Genomic DNA, 20,803 nt, shown 5'->3' with positions numbered 1-20,803 from the left:
CGTGGCCGGCAACCGGTTCCGGTACGGGCAGTGGGACGGCGGGCCCGACCCACTGGCACCCCCGTACGACGTGCGCGAGGCGGTGGACGCGGTCGGCTCCGAGGTGCTGGCCGGCGGCAGCCTGCGGCAGGCACTGCGCGACCTGCTGCGCCGGGGCCCGCAGGGGCGTGGCGGGTTGGACGACCTGGCCGCCCGGGCGCGACGGCTGCGCCGCGAGGCGCTTCGTCGCGGCGACCTCGACGGCGCGGTGACCCGGGCACGGGCCCTGCTCGACCAGGCCCTCGCCGCCGAGCGTGACGAACTGCGGGGGCGCGACGACGACGGCGCGCGGTTCGCCGAGTCGATACTGGATAATCTGCCCCGCTCGACCGCCCGTGCGGTCGAAGAGCTGTCCGGCTACCAGTGGGCCAGCGAGGACGCCCGTCGTTCGTACCAGCAGATCCTCGACCAGCTCCGGGACGACGTACTCGGTCAGCGGTTCGCGGGGCTGCGCGACGCGGTGCGCGTGTCCGCCGACCCGGCCGTGCAGCAGCGGCTCGCCGAGATGATGGGGGACCTGAACGACCTGCTGGCCCGGCACGGCCGCGCGGAGGACACCACCGATGCGTTCGCCGAGTTCATGCGCCGGCACGGCGACTTCTTCCCGGAGAAGCCGGAGACGGTCGACGAGTTGATCGACGTGCTGGCCCGCCGTTCGGCGGCCGGTGAGCGCCTGATGAACTCGCTGTCCGAGCGGCAGCGCGCCGAGCTGGCCGGCCTGATGCAGCAGTCGCTCGGCGACCGCCTCGCCGGTGAGCTGTCGGCGCTCGACGCGAACCTGCGGGCGCTGCGGCCGGAGCTGCGCTGGGGGCGTGGCGAGCGGGTGCGAGGCGACCAGCCCCTGGACTACGCGGACGCGGCCGGCGCGCTCGGTGAGATCGGTGAGCTGGACGACCTGCTGGACCAGCTCGACCAGGAGTACCCCGGGGCCACGCTGGACGACGTGGACGTCGACGCGGTGGCCCGGACGCTGGGCCGGGACGCGACCGACGACGTCCGCCGGCTGCGTGAGCTGGAACGGGAGCTGCGCCGCCAGGGCTGGGTGGGCCGGGACGCGGACGGGCTCACGCTGAGCCCGAAGGCGCTGCGCCGGCTCGGTGGCATCGCGCTGCGGCGGGTCTTCGCCGACCTGACGGCCGGGCCGCGCGGCCAGCACGACCTGCGTTCGGCAGGCGCGGCCGGCGAGGTCAGCGGCGCGTCCCGCCCCTGGGAGTACGGCGACGAGCAGCCGTTGGACGTGGTCCGCACGCTCACGCGGGCGGTACGCCGGGCCGGGCCGACGGTTCCGCTGCAACTCGAGGCGGACGACTTCGAGGTGGTGGAGACCGAGAAGCGTGCCTCGGCGGCGGTGGTGCTCTGCGTCGACCTGTCGTACTCGATGATCTCTCAGGGTCGTTGGGGGCCGATGAAGCAGACGGCGCTGGCGTTGGCGCACCTGATGGAGACGCGTTTTCCGCAGGACGCCCTGCAGATCGTGGGCTTCGGCCGGGAGGCGATGCTGCTCACCCAGCAGGAGTTGGCCGCCGTGGAGCCGGACCTGGAGCAGGGCACCAACCTCCAGCACGCGCTGCGGCTGGCCGCCCGGCACCTGCGCCGCCATCCGGACGCCGAGCCGGTCGTCCTGGTGGTCACCGACGGGGAGCCGACCGCCCACCTGGACCCGGACGACGGCGAGGCGCTGTTCCACTGGCCGCCGCTGCTGGAGACGATCGAGGCGACCGTCCGCGAGGTGGATAAGCTCAGCCGGTACGGCGCCACCCTCAACCTGTTCATGCTCGGCGACGACCCGGGTCTGCGCCGCTTCGTCGACGCGGTGGCGAGGCGCAGCCGGGGCCGCATGTTCACCCCGGACACCGGCGACCTGGGCGAGTACGTGGTCAGTGACTACCTCCGCTCCCGCCAATCCCGCCGCTGAAAGTCCATCGTGTCGATCAAGGAGTTGTGGTGGGTGGCAAATGCCGCTCATCCGGGTGAACCGGGCACTACAACGCCATGATCGACACGGCGGGCGGGTGGGGTGGGGGTGTGGTGGAGACTGGTGGCTTGCGGCGGGCCTATGACGGGGTGTTCGCCGAGATCGACGGGGCGACATTCGGGCCCGCCCCGCAGGGGCAGCTCAGTGCCGAGCAGATCGTCGCGCACCTGGTCGCCAACGACGAGCTGATGATCCAGGCCACCGAGGCGTTGTTGGCGGGGTCGACGTTCGCCTACTTCGACCTGGATGACATGCACCGTCCGCAGCTCGACGCTCTGGTGGCCGAGCAGGGTGGCCTGCGTGGCCTGACCGCGCTGCTGCACGGCACGAGTGAACGGCTCTGTGCGCTGGTGGATCAGCTCGGCCTGGAGGCGGAGACTCCGGTCGAGACCCGCCTGCGGGAGGGCTTCGACCTCGATGTCGACGAGCCGTTGCCCTGGTCCCGCACCCTCGACCTGCACACCCGGGTCCACCTCCCCAAACACCAGGCGCAACTACACATGCTCCGCCCCTGACCCGCCCCGGGGACATCGCCGATCTTGCGTTTTCTGCGCCGATAAAAGTGATCATAAGGTGCGTTTCAACAACCGGAAGTGCAAGATCGCTGGGGTCAGGGCGTTGCCAGCTCTTCGCGGGGGTGGAAGGTCCGGCGGTACGTCGACGGGCTGGTGCGCGACCGGCTCGGCGACTACGCGCTGGCCTGGTACGTGGCTGGCGCGTTGTCGATCGGCGCCGCGGGGCTGTCGTTGCTGCTGCGCCGACGGCCGGGCCGGCCGGTGCCCGAGGCCGTCCTCGTGGCCGCGACCGCGCCGCGGGCAGGGAGCTTCCGGGGCTAGCCGATCGTCCACTGCTGGGCGGGGCGGCCATCGCAGGGCCGCTGCCGGATCTCGTCCCCGGCCTCGGCGCCGTCGTCGTCGGCCTGCGCGCACTTGCCGCTGTGCACCGCCACCAGCAGCACCGGGCCGGTGCCGGTGGCGGTGACCCGCCACTGCTGGTTGGCCTGACCGTGGCAGGGGAACTGCATCACCCGCGCGCCGTCGTCACCGCTGCCGCCCTCGACGTCGAGGCACTGCCCGTGGGCGGCGTTGGTCAGCGTCGCCGAGTCCGGTCCGACCGGGTTGACCACCCACTGCTGCTCCGGGCCGCCGGTGCAGGTGGCCAGCTCGGCCCCGGCCTTCTCCCCGTCACCGTCGAGCCCGAGGCAGAGCCCGGAGGGCAACCGCAGCACGTGGGGCCCGGTGGTGGGAACGGCCGACGGGGGCGGCGACGGCTCGACCGAGGGCGTCGGGCTCGGCTCGGCCGCCGGGGTGGTCGGCTCGGCCGCGGTGGACGGCGTGCCGACGGCCGCCGGCACCACCGGCTCGTCGTCGCCGTCGAGCAGACCGGTGGCGAAGACCGCACCAAGGAGTACGCCCACCAGCCCGACCGCCAACGCCACCCGCAGCAGCGGGTCGGCCAGGGGGCCCGAGTTGGCTCTGCGCCGGCCGCCGTACACGGTGCCGACGGGGTCGGGGCGTTCCTCGATCGCGGGCATAGGCGCCATCCTCACCCACGGCGGCGCGCCGGAGCCAGCCCGGCGACGACGGCGGCGCTCAGCGGGTGGGCTGCGGATCGGTGACGTCGGCCACAGTGGCGTCGAGGGCGGTGATCGCGGCGTCGGCGTCGACCGCGACGGCGAGGCCCCGCTTGCCCGCACCCAGGGTGATCTCCCGGCCGCGCAGCCGCTCGTCGGCGATCACCGGCCACGCCGTGCTCGCGCCGAACGGGGTGATGGTGCCGCGCTCGTACCCGGTGGCGGCCAGCGCGCCAGCCGCGTCCGGCATGGAGATGCGCTGCACCCCGAGCAGGGCGCGCAGCTTGGGCCAGGAGACGACCCGGTCGCCGGGGGTGAGCACGAACAGGTGGTCGTCCGCGCCACGACGCACGACGATCGTCTTGACCACGTCCGGTATGGCCACACCGCGGGCGGCGGCGGCCTCCGCGAGGCTGCCGACCGCGCCGTGACTCACCAGCCGGTACGGCAGTCCGGCGGAGTCCAGGGCGGCGATCGCGGGCGACGGCATGTCCGCCACGGTAACCGTCGGACCTGCGGTCGGACGGGAAACGGCAGGCGAGGACATCCCACGATTTCCGGGGTGCAGGCGTAAGGTGATCACATGCGCGCTGAGCGTGTGGATCACCCCATTGGCCATGATCAAGCGGTGGACACGTTGCGGCGGTCGTACGCCGCGGTGCCCACGGGCGAGCCTGTCCGGCTGGCCAAGCGCACCTCCAACCTGTTCCGTCCCCGATCCGCTCCCCGTACCCCTGGCCTCGACGTGAGTGCCCTGGACGGGGTGCTCTCGGTCGATGAGACCGGGCGTACCGCCGACGTGCAGGGCATGTGCACGTACGAGGACCTGGTCGACGCCACGCTGCCGCACGGGCTGATGCCGCTGGTGGTGCCGCAACTGCGCACCATCACGCTGGGCGGCGCGGTGACCGGCCTCGGGATCGAGTCGACGTCGTTCCGCAACGGCCTGCCCCACGAGTCGGTACGCGAGATGGACATCCTCACCGGCTCCGGCGCGATCGTCAGGGCCCGCCCGGACGGGGAGCACGCCGACCTGTTCCGCGCGTTCCCCAACTCGCTGGGCAGCCTGGGCTACGCCACCCGGCTGCGCATCGAACTGCAACCGGTCGGCCGGTACGTGGCGTTGCGCAACATCCGGTTCACCCAACTGGAGGCGCTCACCGACGCGATCGCCGAGGTGACCGCCACCCGGTCCTGGGCCGGCGAACCGGTCGACCTGATGGACGGCGTGATGTTCAGCCCCGGTGAGGCGTACCTGGTGCTGGGCACCTTCACCGATGCGGCCGACCCGCCCAGCGACTACACCGGCCAGGCGATCTACTACCGGTCGCTGCGTCAGCGCACCCGCGACGTGCTGACCGCGTACGACTACCTGTGGCGCTGGGACACCGACTGGTTCTGGTGCTCCGCGGCGTTCGGCGCGCAGCACCCGGTCGTGCGCCGACTCTGGCCGGCGCGTTACCGGCGCAGCGACGTCTATCACCGACTGGTCCGCCTCGAACATCGGCACCAGGTGGCGGCCCGGATCGACCGGCTGCGCGGCCAGCCGGCCCGGGAACGGGTCGTGCAGGACGTGGAGATCCCGCTGGACCGGATGGCCGACTTCCTGCGCTGGTTCTCGGCCAGCGTGGGGATGACCCCGGTGTGGCTCTGCCCGTTGCGGTTGCGTGAGCCGGAGGGTCCCGGTTCCGCGCGGTCGTGGCCGCTGTATCCGCTGCACGCGGGGCAGGACTACGTCAACATCGGGTTCTGGGGGAGCGTGCCGATCGCGCCCGGCGCCGCCGACGGCGACGTCAACCGCACGATCGAACGCAGGGTGTCGGAGTTGGGTGGGCACAAGTCGCTCTACTCCGACGCGTACTACGACCGGGACGCCTTCGATCGCCTCTACGGCGGCGAGACCTGGCGCGCGGTGAAGGACCGCTACGACCCGGACCACCGGCTGACGGGACTGTACGAAAAGGCGGTAGCACGAGCATGAGCCTGACCGACCGAGATCAGGGGGCGGGGAGCGTCCCCGCCAACGGGCCGGCGGGGGGCCGGCGCACCGGTCCGACCGTCGCGGACGTCGTCCGCGCGGTCACCGGCGGGCCGTTGCCGATCCGCATCACCGGGTACGACGGCAGCGCCGTCGGTCCGGCCGATGCCGGCATCACCCTGTCGATCCGTTCCGAGCGGGGTCTGTCGTACCTGCTCACGGCCCCTGGTGACCTGGGTATGGCCCGGGCGTACGTCAGTGGCGACCTGGCGTTGCAGGGGGTGCACCCGGGTGACCCGTACGAGGCGCTGCGGGTGCTCAAGGACGAGCTGCGGCTGCGCCCACCGTCGGTGGTCGACGGCGTGGCGCTGGTGCGGGGGCTGGGCTGGGAGCGACTGCTGCCGCCGCCGGCTCCGCCGCAGGAGGCCCAGCCGCGCTGGAAGCGGGTGATGAACGGGCTGCGGCACTCCCGGGTCCGCGACAGCACGGCGATCTCGCACCACTACGACGTCTCGAACGCCTTCTACGAGAAGGTGCTCGGCCCGTCGATGACGTACACCTGCGCGGTCTACCGGTCCCCGGACGCCACCCTGGAGCAGGCCCAGGCGGCGAAGTACGACCTGGTCGCCGGCAAGCTGGCGCTGAAGAAGGGCATGCGGCTGCTGGACGTGGGCTGCGGCTGGGGCGGCATGGTCCGGCACGCCGCGCGCGAGTACGGGGTCAAGGCGCTCGGGGTGACCCTGTCGCAGGCGCAGGCGCAGTGGGCGCAGGCCGCGATCGAGCGGGAGGGGCTGAGCGAGCTGGCCGAGGTGCGGCACCTGGACTACCGGGACGCGCCGGCGGAGCAGTTCGACGCCATCTCCTCGATCGGGCTGACCGAGCACATCGGTGTGCGCAACTACCCGTCCTACTTTGGCGCGCTGCGGTCGCGGCTGCGCACGGGTGGGCGGCTGCTCAACCACACCATCACGCGGGCCGACAACCGGGCGCCGCACCGCTCGGGCGCGTTCATCGACAGGTACGTCTTTCCGGACGGCGAGCTGGCCGGCCCGGGTCGGCTGATCAGCGAGGTGCACGACGCCGGGTTGGAGGTGCACCACGAGGAGAACCTGCGCCAGCACTACGCGCTGACGCTGGCCGCGTGGTGTCGCAACCTGGTGGAGCACTGGGACTTCTGCGCCTCGGAGGTGGGCGCGGGGACCGCCCGGGTGTGGGGTCTCTACATGGCCGGCTCGCGGATGGCGTTCGAGCGCAACGGCATCCAGTTGCACCAGGTGCTGGCCACCCACAACGGCCCGGACGGTGTGAACGGCTACCCGCTGCGTCCCGACTGGTTGCCCTGATCATCTGCTGAGCGTCGCCTGAAGCCGCGTCGAGAACGTCGGCGCGGCTTCTCGCGAAGCAGCTGATAAACGAGTTTTGTACGTACAAAACTGATTTTGCCATGAGAGACGTCCTGTACCTGGAGCAGATCGAGCAGGCCGAGGTCCTGCTCAAGCCGCAGCGTGTGGAGGTGCTGCGGCAACTGGCCGAACCGCGCACCTGCACCGAGGTCGCGGCCCGACTCGACCAGACGCCACAGCGCGTCTACTACCACGGGTACGCCGCCAAGATCGTCGATCTGGAGCCCGGCCGCAGGATGTCCGTCGACTGGGGACCGCCCGGCGTCACGAGCTGGGAGCTGGCCGAATCCGGTGGCCGTACCACGCTCACCTTCGTGCAGAGCGGCTTCGACGACACCAACCCCCCGTACGCTGCCTGGTCCGGGTCGGTGGCCGGCCTGTCCGAGCTGCGTCGCTTCCACGAGATGCCGGCCTGGCAGCCGATCTGGGTCGACGTCGAGGTCCCCGGCCTGGAGCCCCAGCCCACCGTCTGACGGGTTCGCGGTCCGCTTGATCGTGCTCGATCACGGAAGGGGTGGTCTCCGGTGCGTTCCGAGGGCACTCTTTCCTGGATCGAGCACGATCAAGCGCCTGTCGAGGCGGTTCCGGTGGGGCTTGCGCCGGGTGCCTCACGCGATGGCGGCGATGTCACCGTCGTCGAAGTAGATGGCCTGGTGGAGTCGACCGCCGAGGGCGACGGCGTACCGGGCCACCACTTCCTGGCCGGAAATCCGACCCTGCTCGATCTGGGACACCCGTCCCTTCGTCACGCCCATGCGCTCGGCGATCTGCTGCTGAGTGAAGCCGCGGGCTCGTCGTACCTCGGCCAGGCGGTGCCCGACGACCTGCGCGAGCAGCTCCTGCTTTCCGGCTTCGACGGCCTCCTCGCCGCCGGCCCGCTGTACGTACTCCGAGCGGATGTCCGACCACCGCACATGTCCACTCACCGCTGACCTCCCTCCTGCTGTGCGCGTTCCTTCAAGTAGATCTCGTAGCGTTGTTCGGCGAGCGGGATGGCTTGCTGATACCAGCTCTGCCATTGGCCCGCCTTGTCGCCCGCGACCAGCAGAATGCTGGCACGCCACGGGTCGAAGACAAAGAGGATGCGGACGGTGCCGGGTCGCAACTCCTTGAGATTCGCCAGCGACGACCCCCTGATCGTGTCGACCAGCGGGCGGCCGAGCCCGGGTCCTGCTTCGGCGAGCGCGTCGATGGCCTGGACGACCCGGACGAATGTCGCCTCGTCCAGGCTGTCGATCCAGGCACGGACCTCGTCGACGACGAAGACGTCCCACTCATCCTGCGGCACTGAGCGAGTATACCAATAGCTATACAAGGTCGCTGCGGCTGTCGAACCGATAGGTGTGGCTGGTTCGGTGACTTTTCGGGGTGGAGTGGGTACTGCCGGGCGATGTTCTTCATCTTTGGTCTGCGTACCAAGGTCGACAGGTCCGGTGTCGTGCAGGAGGTCTGCCGCCACTGCGGTAACCACGCCGCGCAGGTGATCACCCGCCGGTCGACGAAATTCACCCTCTTCTTCGTTCCGCTCATCCCGATCCGCACCCGGTACGCGCAGCAGTGCACGTTCTGCGGAGCGCAGTACGAGATCGCCAAGTCCGACGCCCAGCGCCTCCCGGTCGGCTGAGCCGCACATGGCCCGCTTCCTGTGCTGGCTGATCGGCCGACCGTCGTCGGCCGGGCCAGGGGTGCACACCGCCGCCCGCCCGCCGTGCACCCCCGGCCGGCGTCGACGCCGGCCCGTCCGCCGCCCGCTGGCCGGGACCGCGCTGCCCCGCTCACCCTGGAACCGCTCGGCCGGCCGCTGACCTGATCCGTCGGCCCGCGCGCTGCCGATCATGGACTTGTGGTGCCCGACCCGGGGCGAAGGACTCAGGCCGCGATGATCGCCCGGGGAGGCCGCATCGACTTGGATGTTCGGCCCTGGCGACGTACCCGGGCGGTGGCTAGGCTTTCGGGGTTTGCCGTGGACCGGTCCGACCGATTGTGCACATACGACCAAGAGCCGGAGCGACCGTGTCGCGACAGGACGTGAAGCAGGCCGCAGGGCAGCTAAAGCCCGCCGGCCCGATCGTCGCGGTTACGGTCCTGGCCGTGGAGGCGGGCTGGTTGGCCGCCGCGCTCCCCGGCGCCGCGCTGGTCAGCGATGTGGGCGCGCTCCTGGTGGCCGGCTGGGCGACAGTCGCCTGTGCCGGCGTGGCCCGTCGACATCCCGCCCCACTGCGCAGGTTCTGGACGCTGCTCGCCGTCACCATGGCTCTCGCCGCGCTGGGTCGGGCGCTCTGGACGGTGCAGCGGCTCGCCGGTGGCGACCTGCCGCACACCCCGCTGGTCGGGGTGGTCTTCACCGCCGGCATCCTCACCGGCACGGCCGCGCTGCTCAGCTCGCCGTCCGGGCCGCGTACGGCGGTGGGGCGTGCCCGGACGCTGCTGGACGGCGTGATCGTCGCCCTGGCCCTGGTGCCGATGGGCTGGGTGCTGGTGTTCCGTGGGGTCGCCTCCGCCGAGCTGGCCAACCCGGCGCGCACGCTGGGGCTGCTCTACCCGATGTTCGACCTGATGCAGCTCACCATCCTGGTGTCGGTGGCCGGTCCGGCATGGCCCCGATGGCGGCCCATGCGCCTGCTCGCGGCGAGCCTCACCATCCGGGTGGTCGCCGACGTCGTGTACGTCTCGCTGGTCGCCCGTGGTGACTACGCCGCCGGTCACCCCATCGACCTGTGCTGGCCGCTGAGCTACCTCCTGATCGGCCTGGCCACCGGTAGCGGTCCGCCGCCGGACTGCGACGGGACCGACGAGACCGCCGAGTCCCCGCTGCCGCCGTGGTGGCGGGTGGCGCTGCCGTACCTGCCGGTCGGAGGGGCGATCATCGCGGTGCTGCTAGCCCGCCGGCCCACCGGCCAGACCCCGCCGCTGGTCTTCGTGACCATGATGGCGCTGCTCGCCGCCCTCGCCGTACGCCAGGGGCTGGCCGCCAACGAGAACCTGCGCCTGGTGGCGCGACTGCGCCGGCTCGCGTACGGCGACCAGCTCACCGGCCTACCGAATCGGCTGCTGTTCAACCGACTGCTGCGGCTGGCTCTGCGCGATGGCCGACCGGTGGCCGTCCTGCTGCTCGACCTCGACGGGTTCAAGCAGGTCAACGACCGGTTCGGGCATGCCACGGGGGACACCCTGCTGACCGGACTGGCGGCCCGGATGCGGACTGCCGTGGACGGCGACGGCACGATCGTCCGGCTCGGCGGCGACGAGTTCGCGGTGCTGGTCGAGGGGGACCGGCAGGTGTCCCCCGAGCGCCTCGCCGAACGGTTGCTGGCCGCCCTGCGCCCCTCCGAGGGGGAGGAGGACGTGGGCGTGCACCCGTCGGCGAGCATCGGCATCGCCGAGTACGGGCCGCAGCACGCCTCCCACAGCGACCTGCTGCGCGACGCCGACATCGCCATGTACGCGGCGAAGGCCTCCGGTAAGTCCGCGTACCGGACGTGCACCCCGGCGTTGCGCGAGTCGGCCGTGTCCCGGGCGGAGCTGATCGCCGACCTGCGCCGGGCCGTCGACGAGGAGCAACTGCGCCTGGAGTTCCAGCCGATCGTCGACCTGGCGACCGGCGCGGTGCGCAGCGCCGAGGCGCTGGTGCGCTGGCGGCACCCCCGCCTGGGGATGTTGCCGCCGGCGAGGTTCCTGCCGCTGGCCGAGGAGACCGGCTTGATCCTCCCGATCGACCGTTGGGTGATCCACGAGGCGTGCCGGGCGGCGGCGACGTGGCGGGCCCGCGCGCCGGAGGCGACGGTCGCGGTGAACATCGCGGCGGCGCACCTGCGTCGGCCGGACCTGATCGCCACGGTCACGGCGGCCACCGCCAGCGCCGGGCTGGCGCCACGGGCGTTGACGCTGGAGCTGACCGAGTCGGCGTTGATCGAGGGGACCGACTCGGTGCTGGAACGTCTGCACCAGCTCCGGGAGTTGGGCATCCAGATCGCCATCGACGACTTCGGCACGGGCTACTCCTCGTTGAGCTATCTGCACCGCATCCCGGCCACCGAGCTGAAGATCGACCGTTCGTTCGTGGCGCGGCTGGGCTCGGACGAGCGGGCGTACGCCACGGTGGAGATGGTCACCCGACTCGCCGGCGCGTTCGACCTGGCGGTGATCGCCGAGGGGGTGGAGACCGAGCGCCAGCACGACGCGGTCACCGCCATCGGCTGCCCGCGCGGCCAGGGCTATCTGTACGGGCGTCCGGACAGCCCCGCCACGGTGGGTCAGAATCGGGCTTGACCCTGACGTAACGGCAGGCGGGAGCCTGGTTTCCGGAAGGGAGGGGAACCATGGCGTACACGGTGGGTCAGGTGGCGAAGATCGCCGGCGTGACGGTACGGACGCTGCACCACTACGACGGGATCGGTCTGCTCTCGCCGAGCGGCCGGACCTCGACCGGTTACCGCCGTTACGACGACGCGGACCTGCAACGGTTGCAACTCGTCCGGTACTACCGCGAGCTGGGTTTCCCGCTTGAGGAGATCACCGCGATCATCGACGACCCGGCGGCCGATCCGGCCGCGCACCTGCGTCGCCAGCACGAGCTGCTGACGGTACGGATGAAGCGGTTGCAGGAGATGGTCACGGCGATCGAGTTCGCGATGGAGGCGAGCAAGTTGAACATCCAGTTGACACCCGAGGAGCGGTTCGAGGTCTTCGGTGACTTCCGGCCGGAGGAGTACGAGGCCGAGGCGGAGCAGCGCTGGGGGGACACCGACGCGTACCGGGAGTCGAACCGGCGGGTCGCGCGGTACAGCAAGGAGGACTGGCTCCGGAACAAGGCGGAGAACGAGGACTGGGGTCGGCGGATCGTCGCACTGCTGACCTCGGGCGTGCCGGCGGACAGCCCGGAGGCGATGGACCTGGCCGAGGAGCACCGGCAGCTCATCAGCCGCTGGTTCTACGAGTGCTCGTACGAGATACACACCGGGCTGGCCGACATGTACCTGGCCGACGAGCGGTTCACCGCGTACTTCGAGAACATCGCTCCCGGGCTTGCCGCGTACGTGAGCGAGGCGATTCACGCCAACGCGATCAGCCGGGCCTGACGGCGGCTCACTCCTCGAGCGCCCCGCCGGATGGGGTGACCAGGAAGTCGTAGACGGTCCTGGCCATCCGGCGGACGGTCTCGTCCCCGGTCTCCATCGGTCCGGCGGTGAGGAACGCTACGGCGGTCTCCGTGCCGGGGATCAGGTAGTAGCCGACGTCGTGGGAGGCGTCCGGCAGGTCACCGGTCTTGTGGGCCACCGGGACGCCGGGTGGCAGCGCCGCCGGGATCTTGGTGTTGAGGGTCTGTTCGCGCATGAACCCGATCATCAGGTCGCGGGAGGCCGGGGTGAGGATCTCGCCGTCCCAGACCGCGCCGAGCAGCGACACCACGTCGTCCGGGCTGGTGTAGTTCTCCTCGCCGCGCTGCGCCGCCGCCGTGTCGAGCATCCGGCGGGCCAGGATCGTGGAGCGCTGGTTCATCGAGTCGATCAGGGCGTTGACCGGCGCGAACCCACCCAGGTAGGTGATCAGCACGTTGGCCGCGACGTTGTCGCTGTACTTGATCAGGTACTGGGCGAGCCGGTGCAGCGTGACCACCTGCGGGAACGTCTCGAACTGGAGCTGGCCGGTGCCACCCACCACGTCGGCCGGGGTGACCAGCACACCGTCGTCGAGAGAGACCTGTGCACAGTCGACCCGACGCAGGAGTTCGACCAGGATCCACAGCTTGATGACGCTCGCGGCCTTGGGGCGCAGCGCGCCGTTGACCGAGATCTGCTGGTCGCCGTACCGGCCGGACAGGTCCCGGACGGTGGCGCCGGCGGGGTTGAGGCTGGCGTCGGCGACGACCCTGGCGAGCTGCCCGCTGAGCGGGAACAGCCGGGTGCCCTCGACCGGGTCGGTGGGCGGCTGTGGGCTGGTGACCACGACGCCGGAGAACTCCACCGGCTGGGCCTGCGGCCCGGACACCACGAGCGTGCCCGTGCTGCGCCCGACCAGCGGCACCCGGTACCGGAAGCTCCTGCCGTCGACGGTGACCTCGCCGCTGGCCACCGCGGCGGCGACCCGCATGCCCGGATCGGCGACCCGGCCGGTGTCGCCGTCGCAGGCCCGGTACCGCACGGTGTGACCGAGCGAATCCACCGCGAACGCCCCGCCGGGGAACGACAGCCAGGACACCTCGCTGGTCGGCGCCCGCTCCGGCGCGGGCTCCAGACCCGGTTCGTCACTTCGGCCGCTCTCGTCGGCCGGCCCGCCCTCGTCGCCGGGCCCGTGGTCGGCCGGCCCGCCCTCGTCGCCGGGCCCGTCGTCGCCCGGCCCGTCGTTGGCTGGCCCGGTTCCGTATCCCGGCGCGCCCTGGTGGTCCGGGCCGGGGCCGTCGGCGGTGGCGGGCCCGGTCGTCGCGACGACGACCAGCGCGACCGCCGCCGCCAGCCACCTGAGGGGTACGTGGGGGTGGGGCGCGAACAGGGAAGATGAGCACCTCTTGTCGCTTTTTTTCACGTTTGCACGATAAAAAGCGTGGGAGACGGATGGGGCTGCCGGGATCGTCGTCACCCGTCCGGGAGTCGGTGCGTCCCGGGCGATATACCTCAGAGGTATAAAAATGACTCGGTGGTATCAGGGGCATCAGCGACACCGGCCCCGAGGCGGCCTGACCCCGCCCGGGCGTTACACCAGCAGATCGAGCAGGAGTACGCCGGCTAAGCCGATCACCGAGATGAGCGTCTCCATCACCGACCAACTCTTGATGGTCTGGCCAACGGTCAAGCCGAAGTACTCCTTGACCAGCCAGAACCCGGCGTCGTTGACGTGCGAGAAGAACAGCGACCCGCAGCCGATGGCCAGCGCCAGCAGGGCCACCCCGGGCCGGTCCAGGGTCGCGGCGAGCGGTGCCACGATGCCCGCCGCCATGATGGTGGCGACCGTCGCCGAGCCGGTGGCCACCCGGATGCCGACCGCGACCAGCCAGCCCAGCAGCAGCGGGGAGAGGTTCGCGTCCTTGGCGGCGTCGGCGACCAGGTTGCCCACACCGGCGTCCACCAGCACCTGCTTGAACCCGCCGCCGGCCGCCACGATCAGCAGGATGCCGGCGATCGGGGGCAGCGAACCGCTGAGCACCGACGAGACCTGGGACCGGCTGAAGCCGGCCTGGTAGCCGAGGGTGAACATCGCCAGGATCACCCCGGCGAGCAGCGCCACGATCGGCGTGCCGACGATGTCGAGCGTCTTGCGGACGGCCGTGCCCTCGTCCAGCGTCAGCTCGCCGATCGCGCGTAGCAGCATCAGCACCACCGGCAGCAGCACGGTGATCACCGCTGGCCAGAACGCCGGGGTACGCCGGGCGGCCTCCGTGCCGCTGTCGTCCACCGGCTCGCCCGGTCGACCGCCGCCCGGGTTGACGAGATCGTCGTCGGTGAGCAGGTCACCATCCACGTCGCGCCGATCCGTCGTTCCGGCGGTACCGGTCGATTCGGCTGTGCCCGTGGAGTTGGCGGGCTGGCGGCGGGTGGGCAGCAGCGCGGCGGGTGCGGTCGCCGGCACGTACCGGGCGATGAGGTTGCCGAAGACCGGCCCCGAGATGATCACCGTGGGGATCGCCACCAGCAGGCCCAGCCCGAGCGTCAGGCCCAGGTCGGCGTCGAGCGACGAGATCGCCACCAGTGGGCCAGGGTGCGGTGGCACGAGTCCGTGCAGCACCGACAGGCCGGCCAGTGCCGGGATGCCGAGTTTCATCAGCGGTACGTCGGTCCGCATCGAGACGAGCAGCACGATCGGCACCAGCAGCACCACGCCGACCTCGAAGAAGAGCGGCAACCCGATGAGCGCCGCCACCCCGGCCATCGCCCAGGGCAGCGCGCGGCCGGACACCCGGCCGACGACCCGGTTGACGATGCCGTCCGCGCCGCCGGATTCGGCGAGCAAACCGCCGATCATGGCCCCCAGCGCGATCAGCAGCCCGACGCCGCCCACAGTGGTGCCGACGCCACCGGTGAACGAAGTGATCATCTTGTCGGGCGCGACGCTGGCGACCACGCCGAGTACCGCCGCGCCGAGGATCAGCGACAGGAACGGGTGGACCTTGGCCCAGGCGATCAGCAGCACCACGGCGACGATGCCGAGCAGCGCGGCGAGGACGAGTTGGCCGTCGCCAGCGGTGGTGACCGGCTCGGCCGGCGCGGCGAGCGAAGCTTGCGCCGCAAGCGAAGCCGGGGCCCCGAACGCGGCCGGCGCAGCGAGAGCGGCCGGCGTGGTGAGCCAGGCCGGCGTGGTGAGCCAGGCCGGCGTGGCGAGGGAGGCTGGCGCGGCGAGGGAGGTCAGCGGTTCGGCGAGGGGTGGGAGCATGGCGATCACGACCTTCGGGGCGGGGGTCGACCCTGGGCGGGGCCGGCCGAAGGGCCTACATCGGTGGTCCTGCGGGGGTGGTCGGCTCGGCGGGCAGGCCGGGCGCCAGTCGACGCATCGACGTGAAGGTGGGCACCAGCGCGTCGTACAGCTCGGCGAAGAGTGGCAGTAGCGCCGCGTACGTGGCCGTGGCGGCCGGGTCGGGGCGGATGACCTCCTCGATGCGGACCAGATCGGCCGCCACGTCGATGCTGGGGATCAGGCCCAGCGCCTGCATGCCGAGCAGCGCGGCGCCGAAGCTCGATCCCTCGTGGCCGGCCGGGAAGCTCACCGGCATGCCGAGCACGTCGGCGAGCATCTGCCGCCACAGGCCACTGCGGGCGAAGCCGCCACCGGCCCGGATCTCGCGGACCTCGTTGCCGGCGGCACGTACGGAGGTGAGCACCAGCGCGAGCTGTTGGCAGACCCCCTCCATCGCGGCTCGGACGAGGTGTTCGCGACGATGCCCGTGGGTCAACCCGACGTACGCACCGCGGGGCAGCGCGCTCCAGTGTGGAGCGCGTTCGCTGTGTAGGTACGGCAGCATGATGAGCCCGCCCGAGCCGGCCGGGGCGCGGGCCGCCAGGGCGACCAGCTCCTCCTCGGAGTGCTCGCCCAGGTCGGGCGCGAGCGTCGAGCCTGCCCACTTGAGGACGATGCCGCCGTTGTTGATCGCGCCGCCGACCGACCAGCGATCCTCGGTCAGCGCGTAGCAGAACACCCCGCCCAGCGGGTCCACGCCGGGGCGTTCGACCATGACCCGCAGGGCGCCGCTGGTGCCGATCGAGCAGGCCATGATGCCGGGGTGCACGGCGCCCAGACCCAGGTTGGCCAGCGGTCCGTCCCCGGCGCCGACCACCACCGGGGTGCACTGAGGTAGGCCGAGGGCGGTGGCGGCCTGCGCGGTGAGGCCGGGCAGGACGGCGGTGGTGGCGACCAGTTGGGGCAACTGCTCCTCGGTGATGCCGGCGACGGTCAGCGCTTCGGTGTCCCACTCGAGGGTGTGGATGTCCATCAGGCCGGTGGCCGAGGCGATCGAGTGGTCGGTGACCAGCGCTCCGCAGAGCCGCAGCAGCACCCAGTCCTTGATGCCGACCCAGTGCGCGACGCGTTCGAAGAGCCTGGGCTCCTGCTCGGCGAACCAGAGCAGCTTGGGCAGCGGCGACATCGGGTGCATGGGCGTACCGGTGCGTCGGTGCAGGGCCAGCCCGGACGGCACGGCCCGCAGCCGCTCGGCCTGGCGGGTGGCCCGGGAGTCGGCCCAGGTCACCGATGGCGTGAGTGGGTTGCCGGCCGCGTCGAGCCCGATGAGGCTGTGCATGGCCGAGCAGAAGGCCAGGCCGGAGACCGGAACGGTCAGCTCGGTCACCACGGTCCGGATGGACTCGACGACGGCGGCGAGGATCACCTCCGGGTCCTGCTCGGCGTACCCGGGGTGCGGGTCGTCGAGGGGGTAGGCGGCGGAGTGGCTGGCGAGCAGCCGCCCGTCGGTGTCGTACGCCATGGTCTTGGTGCTCGTGGTGCCGATGTCGACCCCGACCACCACACCGGGCAGGGTGTCTGGCGGCATGAGCTTCACCCCCTCCGTGCGGGCGGTGCGGCGGCGGCGCCACCCGGCTGCGGCTGACGTTACCGAGACAGCGACCGCCTCGCACGACACGAGGGAAGGTGAATTGACGCAGCAGTATCGCCCTATCGTCCGGATTGCTCCATCGTTCGGGTATTTCGCCCTTCTTGGCGTGTCCCGGCCGACCATCACGACTGTTAGTCCGAGTGCACCCCAGATTGGTGGCCTGCGCGGCGAAGGAGTCGGCGTGGCAAAGACTGATTCGACGGGTTCCACTTGGCGGTACCGCTGGGCGCAGCGGCAGAACGTGCGGCGGGTCAGCACGTACCGAGGCGCGGAGACGGCCTGGCGGCGACGCGACGACGAGTTGCGGCGGCTGCGCGCCCTGGCCGCCGACTTCCACGGTTCCGCGGCGGCCGGCGCGGGCCTTCCACTCGAACTGGTCGACGACGAGGTGGTGCTGTGGGCGCTGCCCGCCGCGCAACTGGTCGAGGTGCGGCACACGACAGTGCTTCCCGCACCGGACCTGACGGTCGCCGTGCCGACCGCGCCGCTGCGTCCGCGTCGGCCGGACGGCGTACGCGTCACCGATGCCGGCATGGCCGTCATTACCAGCCGTCGGTTGGTGCTGCTCGGCGGGCGGGGCCGGCGCGACTGGGCGTACGGCCGGATGACCGGTCTGGCCCACGACCCGGCAGCCCCGGTGACTCTCGTGCAGGTGCTGGACCGGCGGCGTACCTCCGGCCTGTTGCTGCCCACCGACGCGGCGGCGGACTTCCGGTTCAAGCTGACGCTGGCCTTCGCCGACTCGATCGAGCAGCGCGCCGCGGTGCTCGCCCAGCTCGACGAGCTGATCGCGGAACACGACCAGCTCAAGCCGTTCCGGCCGGCGGCGGCCACGCCGGCGCAGGCCCGGCTCTCCTCGCTCGTGCCCGGTGGCCGTCGGTCCATCGCGGTGGCGGCGGCCGTCGCGCTGCTGGTGCCGGCGGCGCTTGTCGACTCGAACCCGTCGGACCCGAAAGGTGGCGCGGAGGTCGCCGTGGCGGCCACACCGGCACTGGCCGCCAGCGCGCCTCCCGCGCTGCTGCGGCCGGCGATCCCGCCGCCCGCGCACATCACCGCGCCGAAGCGGAAGCCGTCGCCACGCCCCTCGCCCAGCGCGACGTCCGGGCCGCGCTGTGGGGCGCCGGAGAACCCCCTCGGGTACGACTTCTGCGGCGGGACACGTATCCGTCGGCCCGCCGCCGAGGTGTGCGACTGGTTCGACTGCGTGCCGCAGTTCTGGGCGGGCCGGGGCTATTTGGTGCAGTGCCGGGACGGCTCGGTCAGCCTCGCGGGTGGCCGGGCGGGCGGGTGCGCTGAGCACCGGGGCGTCCGGCGGACCGTCACGAAGTAGCCGTTCTGGGGTGATAGTCCGCTTCGGTCGGCGAGAATGATCGGGTGGAGATCCGGTCTGACGACGGCGCCCGGGTGCGGATCCGCCCGGTCGGCTACCAGCCTGGCATCGACCCGCCCGACGACCCCGAGCGGGTCGTGCCGGGCTGGCAGGACTGGCTGCTCGTCGAGGTGGACGCCCGTACCGCCGACGGCCAGATGTGGTCGCACCACTACCCGAGCCTCCTCGTCGAGGAGGCCCGCGCGCTGGGCAGTTGGCTGCACGGCCAGGCGGCTGCGGCCGGCGGGCCGAATCCGTCACCGGCGATGGTCCGCTTCACCGAACCCAACCTGGCCCTGCGTGCCCGGGTGATCCGCCGCCGCCGGCTGGAGCTGATCGTCGAGTTCTCCGCCGAGTCGCTGCCCCCGTGGATGCGCCGACCGGCCACCGCCATCTACCCGTTGATCCTCACCGTGTCGGCTGACGCCCTCGCTGTCGCCGCCGACCAGTGGGCCGGGCACTGCGAGGCGTACCCGCCGCGTGCCCGATCGCGGTTCCCGGCCGACGACCCGCTGCTCGGCCCCCTGCCGCACCGCCGACGCGCGGGCTGACCACTATTGCATCAAATCAGTTTGATGTAATGCGCGGGTGTGACGTCATCCGGCACCAGCGCGCCGCCCGGGTTCGTGACCGCCGCCGGGCACCCGGTGCGGTGGGGTCTGCTCAGCGAGCTGGCCCGCGGTGACCTCGCCGTGCACGAACTGACCGCACGCCTCGGCCAGCCGCAGAACCTCGTCTCGTACCACCTCGGCAAACTCCGCAAGGCCGCGCTGGTGACCGCCCGACGCAGCAGCGCCGACGGCCGCGACACCTACTATTCGCTCGCCCTGGCCCACTGCGCCGGCCTGCTGTCCGGCGCTGGCGCGGCCCTGCATCCCGGGCTGCGGCTCGACCCGCCGTCGCCGGCCACCTCGGTGGCCGGACGAGTGCTGTTCCTGTGTGCCGGCAACAGCTCACGCTCGCAGATGGCCGAAGCGCTGCTGCGGGAACGCACTGCCGGTGCCGTGCAGGCGTACAGCGCCGGGAGTCGACCGAAGCCGGTCCACCCGCACGCGGTGAGCGTCATGTCGGCGCGCGGCATCGACCTGGGCTCGGCCCGACCCAAACACCTCGACGAGTTCACCGGTGAACGGTTCGACGTCGTGATCACCCTGTGCGACCGGGTCAAGGAGGTCTGTCCCGAGTTCCCCGGATGCCCGCGCAGCGCGCACTGGAGCATCCCGGACCCGGCCGTGGCCCCGGACGGGCTGCCCGCGTTCCAACGGGTCGCCGACGACCTCGCCGAGCGGATCGACTTCCTGCTGTACACGCTCGTCCATCCAGGAGAGAGGGCATCATGACCAGCCCCATCGAGGACAGCACGGTCAGCGTGCGGTACCTCGTCGACGATGTCGCCGCCGCGATCGACTTCTACACCGTCCACCTCGGTTTCACCTCGAACAGCGCCCTCCTGCCCGCGTTCGCCGACGTGCGGCGCGGCAACCTGCGGCTGCTGCTCTCCGGCCCGGCCAGCTCGGCCGGCCGGGATCTGCCCGACGGTCGTCGTCCGCAGCCCGGCGGCTGGAACCGCATCCATCTGATCGTCGCCGATATCGACGCGGAGGTCGCCCGGCTGCGCGCGGCCGGAGTCTCCTTCCGCAGTGACGTGGTCAAGGGCCCGGGCGGTCGGCAGATCGTCCTGGACGACCCGGCCGGCAACCCCGTCGAACTCTTCCAGCCCGCCCCGGCCTGACCCGCCCGCCAATTCTCTCCTTTCGGGCGCAAAGGGATACATCGATTCGACCGGCGTTGCCTGTCACGTACGTGAGCGGTTGTACTGCGTGTGACCGTGACCGCACTGGTACCTTCCCCGTGGCGGCTCGCCTGGGCCGAGCGCGAGAACGAGCGGCGTCGGCGTGCGTACCGCGACGCCACCGCCGCCTGGCGTCGACGCGAGGACCACCTGGTCCGGCTGCGGATCGAAGCCGCCGGCTTCCTCGGGTGTACGCAGCCCCGCGCCGGCCTCCCCGTCGACCTCGACCTCGACGAACTCGTCTTCCGGGTCGTACCCCTCGCAGAGCTGGTCGAGGCCCAGGCCCGGCACGTCGCCGGCCTGCCCGCGCCCGGCGGCTGTCCCTTCACCGACCCGGTCGACGCCGCGCTGCCGGCGGGCCTGCGGACCGTCGACACGGGCGTGGCCGTCGTGACCAGCCACCGCGTGGCCTTCGCCGGCCGCGAGCACCGGCGCGAGTGGCGGTACGCGGACCTGCGCGGGGTCGCCCACGACCCGGACGTGCCCCTCACCCTGCTGCACGACGACGGGCGACTGGCCGGGCTGCTGGTTCCGGCCAGCGCCGCCGTGAACTTCCGCTTCTATTGACCCGTAAGGCAAATAGTTGATGGTCAGGAGGCGGCGTAGCGGACTTCGGGCTTGCGGAACAAGGATTTCAC

At 71.8% G+C, this 20,803-nt stretch carries 22 protein-coding genes; 15 read left to right on the top strand and 7 right to left on the bottom strand.

Annotation, left to right across the window (positions count from 1 at the left end; genetic code table 11):
* Position 1 precedes the first annotated feature (1 nt).
* The 3 genes from ACLQ24_RS06820 to ACLQ24_RS06810 all read left to right on the top strand — a co-directional run bounded on the left by ACLQ24_RS06820 (position 2) and on the right by ACLQ24_RS06810 (position 2,850).
* Positions 2-1,954 carry a vWA domain-containing protein gene (locus tag ACLQ24_RS06820; RefSeq protein WP_425889718.1) on the top strand — a complete coding sequence of 651 codons (1,953 nt, stop codon included), beginning with the start codon at positions 2-4 and terminating at the stop codon, positions 1,952-1,954.
* 77 nt (positions 1,955-2,031) lie between these two features.
* Positions 2,032-2,529 (top strand): hypothetical protein, encoded by a 498-nt coding sequence (locus ACLQ24_RS06815; protein ID WP_425889716.1) that lies wholly within the window; start codon positions 2,032-2,034, stop codon positions 2,527-2,529.
* 78 nt (positions 2,530-2,607) lie between these two features.
* Positions 2,608-2,850, top strand: a complete 243-nt coding sequence (locus tag ACLQ24_RS06810; RefSeq protein WP_425889714.1) for a hypothetical protein — start codon at positions 2,608-2,610, stop codon at positions 2,848-2,850.
* Here ACLQ24_RS06810 and ACLQ24_RS06805 read toward each other — a convergent pair.
* Both ACLQ24_RS06805 and ACLQ24_RS06800 read right to left on the bottom strand, forming a co-directional pair.
* Positions 2,847-3,548, bottom strand: a complete 702-nt coding sequence (locus tag ACLQ24_RS06805; RefSeq protein WP_425889712.1) for an RICIN domain-containing protein — start codon at positions 3,546-3,548, stop codon at positions 2,847-2,849. The two genes, ACLQ24_RS06810 and ACLQ24_RS06805, sit on opposite strands and share 4 nt — an antisense overlap.
* 58 nt (positions 3,549-3,606) lie before the next feature.
* The gene (locus ACLQ24_RS06800; RefSeq protein ID WP_425889710.1) at positions 3,607-4,077 is read right to left on the bottom strand and encodes an aminoacyl-tRNA deacylase; all 471 of its coding nucleotides are present in this window, start codon (positions 4,075-4,077) and stop codon (positions 3,607-3,609) included.
* Between the two features lie 93 nt (positions 4,078-4,170).
* Between ACLQ24_RS06800 and ACLQ24_RS06795 the strand changes: the two genes are divergently transcribed.
* The 3 genes from ACLQ24_RS06795 (at position 4,171) to ACLQ24_RS06785 (ending at position 7,441) form a co-directional block, all read left to right on the top strand.
* Positions 4,171-5,568, top strand: coding sequence for an FAD-binding oxidoreductase (locus ACLQ24_RS06795; protein WP_425889708.1), 1,398 nt, complete (start codon positions 4,171-4,173; stop codon positions 5,566-5,568).
* Complete coding sequence (locus ACLQ24_RS06790; protein ID WP_425889707.1) at positions 5,565-6,908, top strand: class I SAM-dependent methyltransferase; 1,344 nt, start codon at positions 5,565-5,567, stop codon at positions 6,906-6,908. Before ACLQ24_RS06795 ends, ACLQ24_RS06790 begins: the two co-directional genes overlap by 4 nt.
* Before the next feature lie 101 nt (positions 6,909-7,009).
* Complete coding sequence (locus ACLQ24_RS06785) at positions 7,010-7,441, top strand: helix-turn-helix domain-containing protein (RefSeq protein WP_425889705.1); 432 nt, start codon at positions 7,010-7,012, stop codon at positions 7,439-7,441.
* Between the two features lie 135 nt (positions 7,442-7,576).
* Here the strand turns inward: ACLQ24_RS06785 and ACLQ24_RS06780 are convergent, their stop codons facing one another.
* Both ACLQ24_RS06780 and ACLQ24_RS06775 read right to left on the bottom strand, forming a co-directional pair.
* Positions 7,577-7,894 carry a helix-turn-helix domain-containing protein gene (locus ACLQ24_RS06780; RefSeq protein WP_357172870.1) on the bottom strand — a complete coding sequence of 106 codons (318 nt, stop codon included), beginning with the start codon at positions 7,892-7,894 and terminating at the stop codon, positions 7,577-7,579.
* Complete coding sequence (locus ACLQ24_RS06775) at positions 7,891-8,256, bottom strand: type II toxin-antitoxin system RelE/ParE family toxin (RefSeq protein ID WP_354863256.1); 366 nt, start codon at positions 8,254-8,256, stop codon at positions 7,891-7,893. Before ACLQ24_RS06775 ends, ACLQ24_RS06780 begins: the two co-directional genes overlap by 4 nt.
* A 102-nt stretch (positions 8,257-8,358) precedes the next feature.
* Between ACLQ24_RS06775 and ACLQ24_RS06770 the strand changes: the two genes are divergently transcribed.
* The 4 genes from ACLQ24_RS06770 to ACLQ24_RS06755 all read left to right on the top strand — a co-directional run bounded on the left by ACLQ24_RS06770 (position 8,359) and on the right by ACLQ24_RS06755 (position 12,046).
* Positions 8,359-8,592, top strand: a complete 234-nt coding sequence (locus tag ACLQ24_RS06770) for a zinc-ribbon domain-containing protein (protein WP_425889703.1) — start codon at positions 8,359-8,361, stop codon at positions 8,590-8,592.
* A 7-nt stretch (positions 8,593-8,599) separates the two neighbouring features.
* Complete coding sequence (locus ACLQ24_RS06765; protein ID WP_425889702.1) at positions 8,600-8,773, top strand: hypothetical protein; 174 nt, start codon at positions 8,600-8,602, stop codon at positions 8,771-8,773.
* Between the two features lie 208 nt (positions 8,774-8,981).
* Positions 8,982-11,237: a putative bifunctional diguanylate cyclase/phosphodiesterase gene (locus tag ACLQ24_RS06760; RefSeq protein ID WP_425889700.1), complete on the top strand. Its 2,256-nt coding sequence runs from the start codon at positions 8,982-8,984 to the stop codon at positions 11,235-11,237.
* A 50-nt stretch (positions 11,238-11,287) separates the two neighbouring features.
* On the top strand, positions 11,288-12,046 hold the full coding sequence (locus ACLQ24_RS06755; RefSeq protein WP_425889698.1) for a MerR family transcriptional regulator: 759 nt from the start codon (positions 11,288-11,290) through the stop codon (positions 12,044-12,046).
* Positions 12,047-12,053: 7 nt separating this feature from the next.
* Here ACLQ24_RS06755 and ACLQ24_RS06750 read toward each other — a convergent pair whose 3' ends face one another.
* The 3 genes from ACLQ24_RS06750 to ACLQ24_RS06740 all read right to left on the bottom strand — a co-directional run bounded on the left by ACLQ24_RS06750 (position 12,054) and on the right by ACLQ24_RS06740 (position 16,941).
* Complete coding sequence (locus ACLQ24_RS06750) at positions 12,054-13,490, bottom strand: serine hydrolase (protein ID WP_425889696.1); 1,437 nt, start codon at positions 13,488-13,490, stop codon at positions 12,054-12,056.
* A gap of 168 nt (positions 13,491-13,658) precedes the next feature.
* Positions 13,659-15,332 carry an SLC13 family permease gene (locus ACLQ24_RS06745; RefSeq protein ID WP_425889694.1) on the bottom strand — a complete coding sequence of 558 codons (1,674 nt, stop codon included), beginning with the start codon at positions 15,330-15,332 and terminating at the stop codon, positions 13,659-13,661.
* Between the two features lie 55 nt (positions 15,333-15,387).
* Positions 15,388-16,941, bottom strand: coding sequence for a gluconokinase (locus tag ACLQ24_RS06740; protein WP_425889693.1), 1,554 nt, complete (start codon positions 16,939-16,941; stop codon positions 15,388-15,390).
* 244 nt (positions 16,942-17,185) lie between these two features.
* On the opposite strand from ACLQ24_RS06740, the gene ACLQ24_RS06735 reads away from it, so the two are divergent.
* The 5 genes from ACLQ24_RS06735 to ACLQ24_RS06715 all read left to right on the top strand — a co-directional run bounded on the left by ACLQ24_RS06735 (position 17,186) and on the right by ACLQ24_RS06715 (position 20,732).
* On the top strand, positions 17,186-18,334 hold the full coding sequence (locus tag ACLQ24_RS06735; protein WP_425889691.1) for a hypothetical protein: 1,149 nt from the start codon (positions 17,186-17,188) through the stop codon (positions 18,332-18,334).
* A gap of 44 nt (positions 18,335-18,378) precedes the next feature.
* Positions 18,379-18,924: a WapI family immunity protein gene (locus ACLQ24_RS06730; protein ID WP_425889689.1), complete on the top strand. Its 546-nt coding sequence runs from the start codon at positions 18,379-18,381 to the stop codon at positions 18,922-18,924.
* A gap of 39 nt (positions 18,925-18,963) precedes the next feature.
* Positions 18,964-19,713 (top strand): MarR family transcriptional regulator, encoded by a 750-nt coding sequence (locus tag ACLQ24_RS06725; RefSeq protein WP_425889687.1) that lies wholly within the window; start codon positions 18,964-18,966, stop codon positions 19,711-19,713.
* Positions 19,710-20,105, top strand: coding sequence for a VOC family protein (locus ACLQ24_RS06720; RefSeq protein WP_425889685.1), 396 nt, complete (start codon positions 19,710-19,712; stop codon positions 20,103-20,105). Before ACLQ24_RS06725 ends, ACLQ24_RS06720 begins: the two co-directional genes overlap by 4 nt.
* A gap of 96 nt (positions 20,106-20,201) precedes the next feature.
* Entirely contained in the window at positions 20,202-20,732 is a 531-nt protein-coding gene (locus tag ACLQ24_RS06715) for a hypothetical protein (protein WP_425889684.1), read from the top strand.
* The last annotated feature ends 71 nt before the right edge of the window (positions 20,733-20,803 follow it).

Origin of the sequence: Micromonospora sp. DT4 (genome assembly GCF_049841675.1) — a bacterium.
Lineage (GTDB): Bacteria > Actinomycetota > Actinomycetes > Mycobacteriales > Micromonosporaceae > Micromonospora.
Note: the sequence above shows the minus strand (reverse complement) of the source record. Positions and strands in the feature narration are given on the sequence as shown.

Bases quoted from the DNA above. Each gene is read 5' to 3' on its own strand.
- ACLQ24_RS06745 (WP_425889694.1), bottom strand. From the start codon at position 15,332: ATGCTCCCACCCCTCGCCGAACCGCTGACCTCCCTCGCCGCGCCAGCC.
- ACLQ24_RS06765 (WP_425889702.1), top strand. From the start codon at position 8,600: ATGGCCCGCTTCCTGTGCTGGCTGATCGGCCGACCGTCGTCGGCCGGG.
- ACLQ24_RS06815 (WP_425889716.1), top strand. From the start codon at position 2,032: ATGATCGACACGGCGGGCGGGTGGGGTGGGGGTGTGGTGGAGACTGGT.
- ACLQ24_RS06740 (WP_425889693.1), bottom strand. From the start codon at position 16,941: ATGCCGCCAGACACCCTGCCCGGTGTGGTGGTCGGGGTCGACATCGGC.
- ACLQ24_RS06755 (WP_425889698.1), top strand. From the start codon at position 11,288: ATGGCGTACACGGTGGGTCAGGTGGCGAAGATCGCCGGCGTGACGGTA.
- ACLQ24_RS06805 (WP_425889712.1), bottom strand. From the start codon at position 3,548: ATGCCCGCGATCGAGGAACGCCCCGACCCCGTCGGCACCGTGTACGGC.
- ACLQ24_RS06795 (WP_425889708.1), top strand. From the start codon at position 4,171: ATGCGCGCTGAGCGTGTGGATCACCCCATTGGCCATGATCAAGCGGTG.
- ACLQ24_RS06785 (WP_425889705.1), top strand. From the start codon at position 7,010: ATGAGAGACGTCCTGTACCTGGAGCAGATCGAGCAGGCCGAGGTCCTG.
- ACLQ24_RS06720 (WP_425889685.1), top strand. From the start codon at position 19,710: ATGACCAGCCCCATCGAGGACAGCACGGTCAGCGTGCGGTACCTCGTC.
- ACLQ24_RS06770 (WP_425889703.1), top strand. From the start codon at position 8,359: ATGTTCTTCATCTTTGGTCTGCGTACCAAGGTCGACAGGTCCGGTGTC.
- ACLQ24_RS06790 (WP_425889707.1), top strand. From the start codon at position 5,565: ATGAGCCTGACCGACCGAGATCAGGGGGCGGGGAGCGTCCCCGCCAAC.
- ACLQ24_RS06800 (WP_425889710.1), bottom strand. From the start codon at position 4,077: ATGCCGTCGCCCGCGATCGCCGCCCTGGACTCCGCCGGACTGCCGTAC.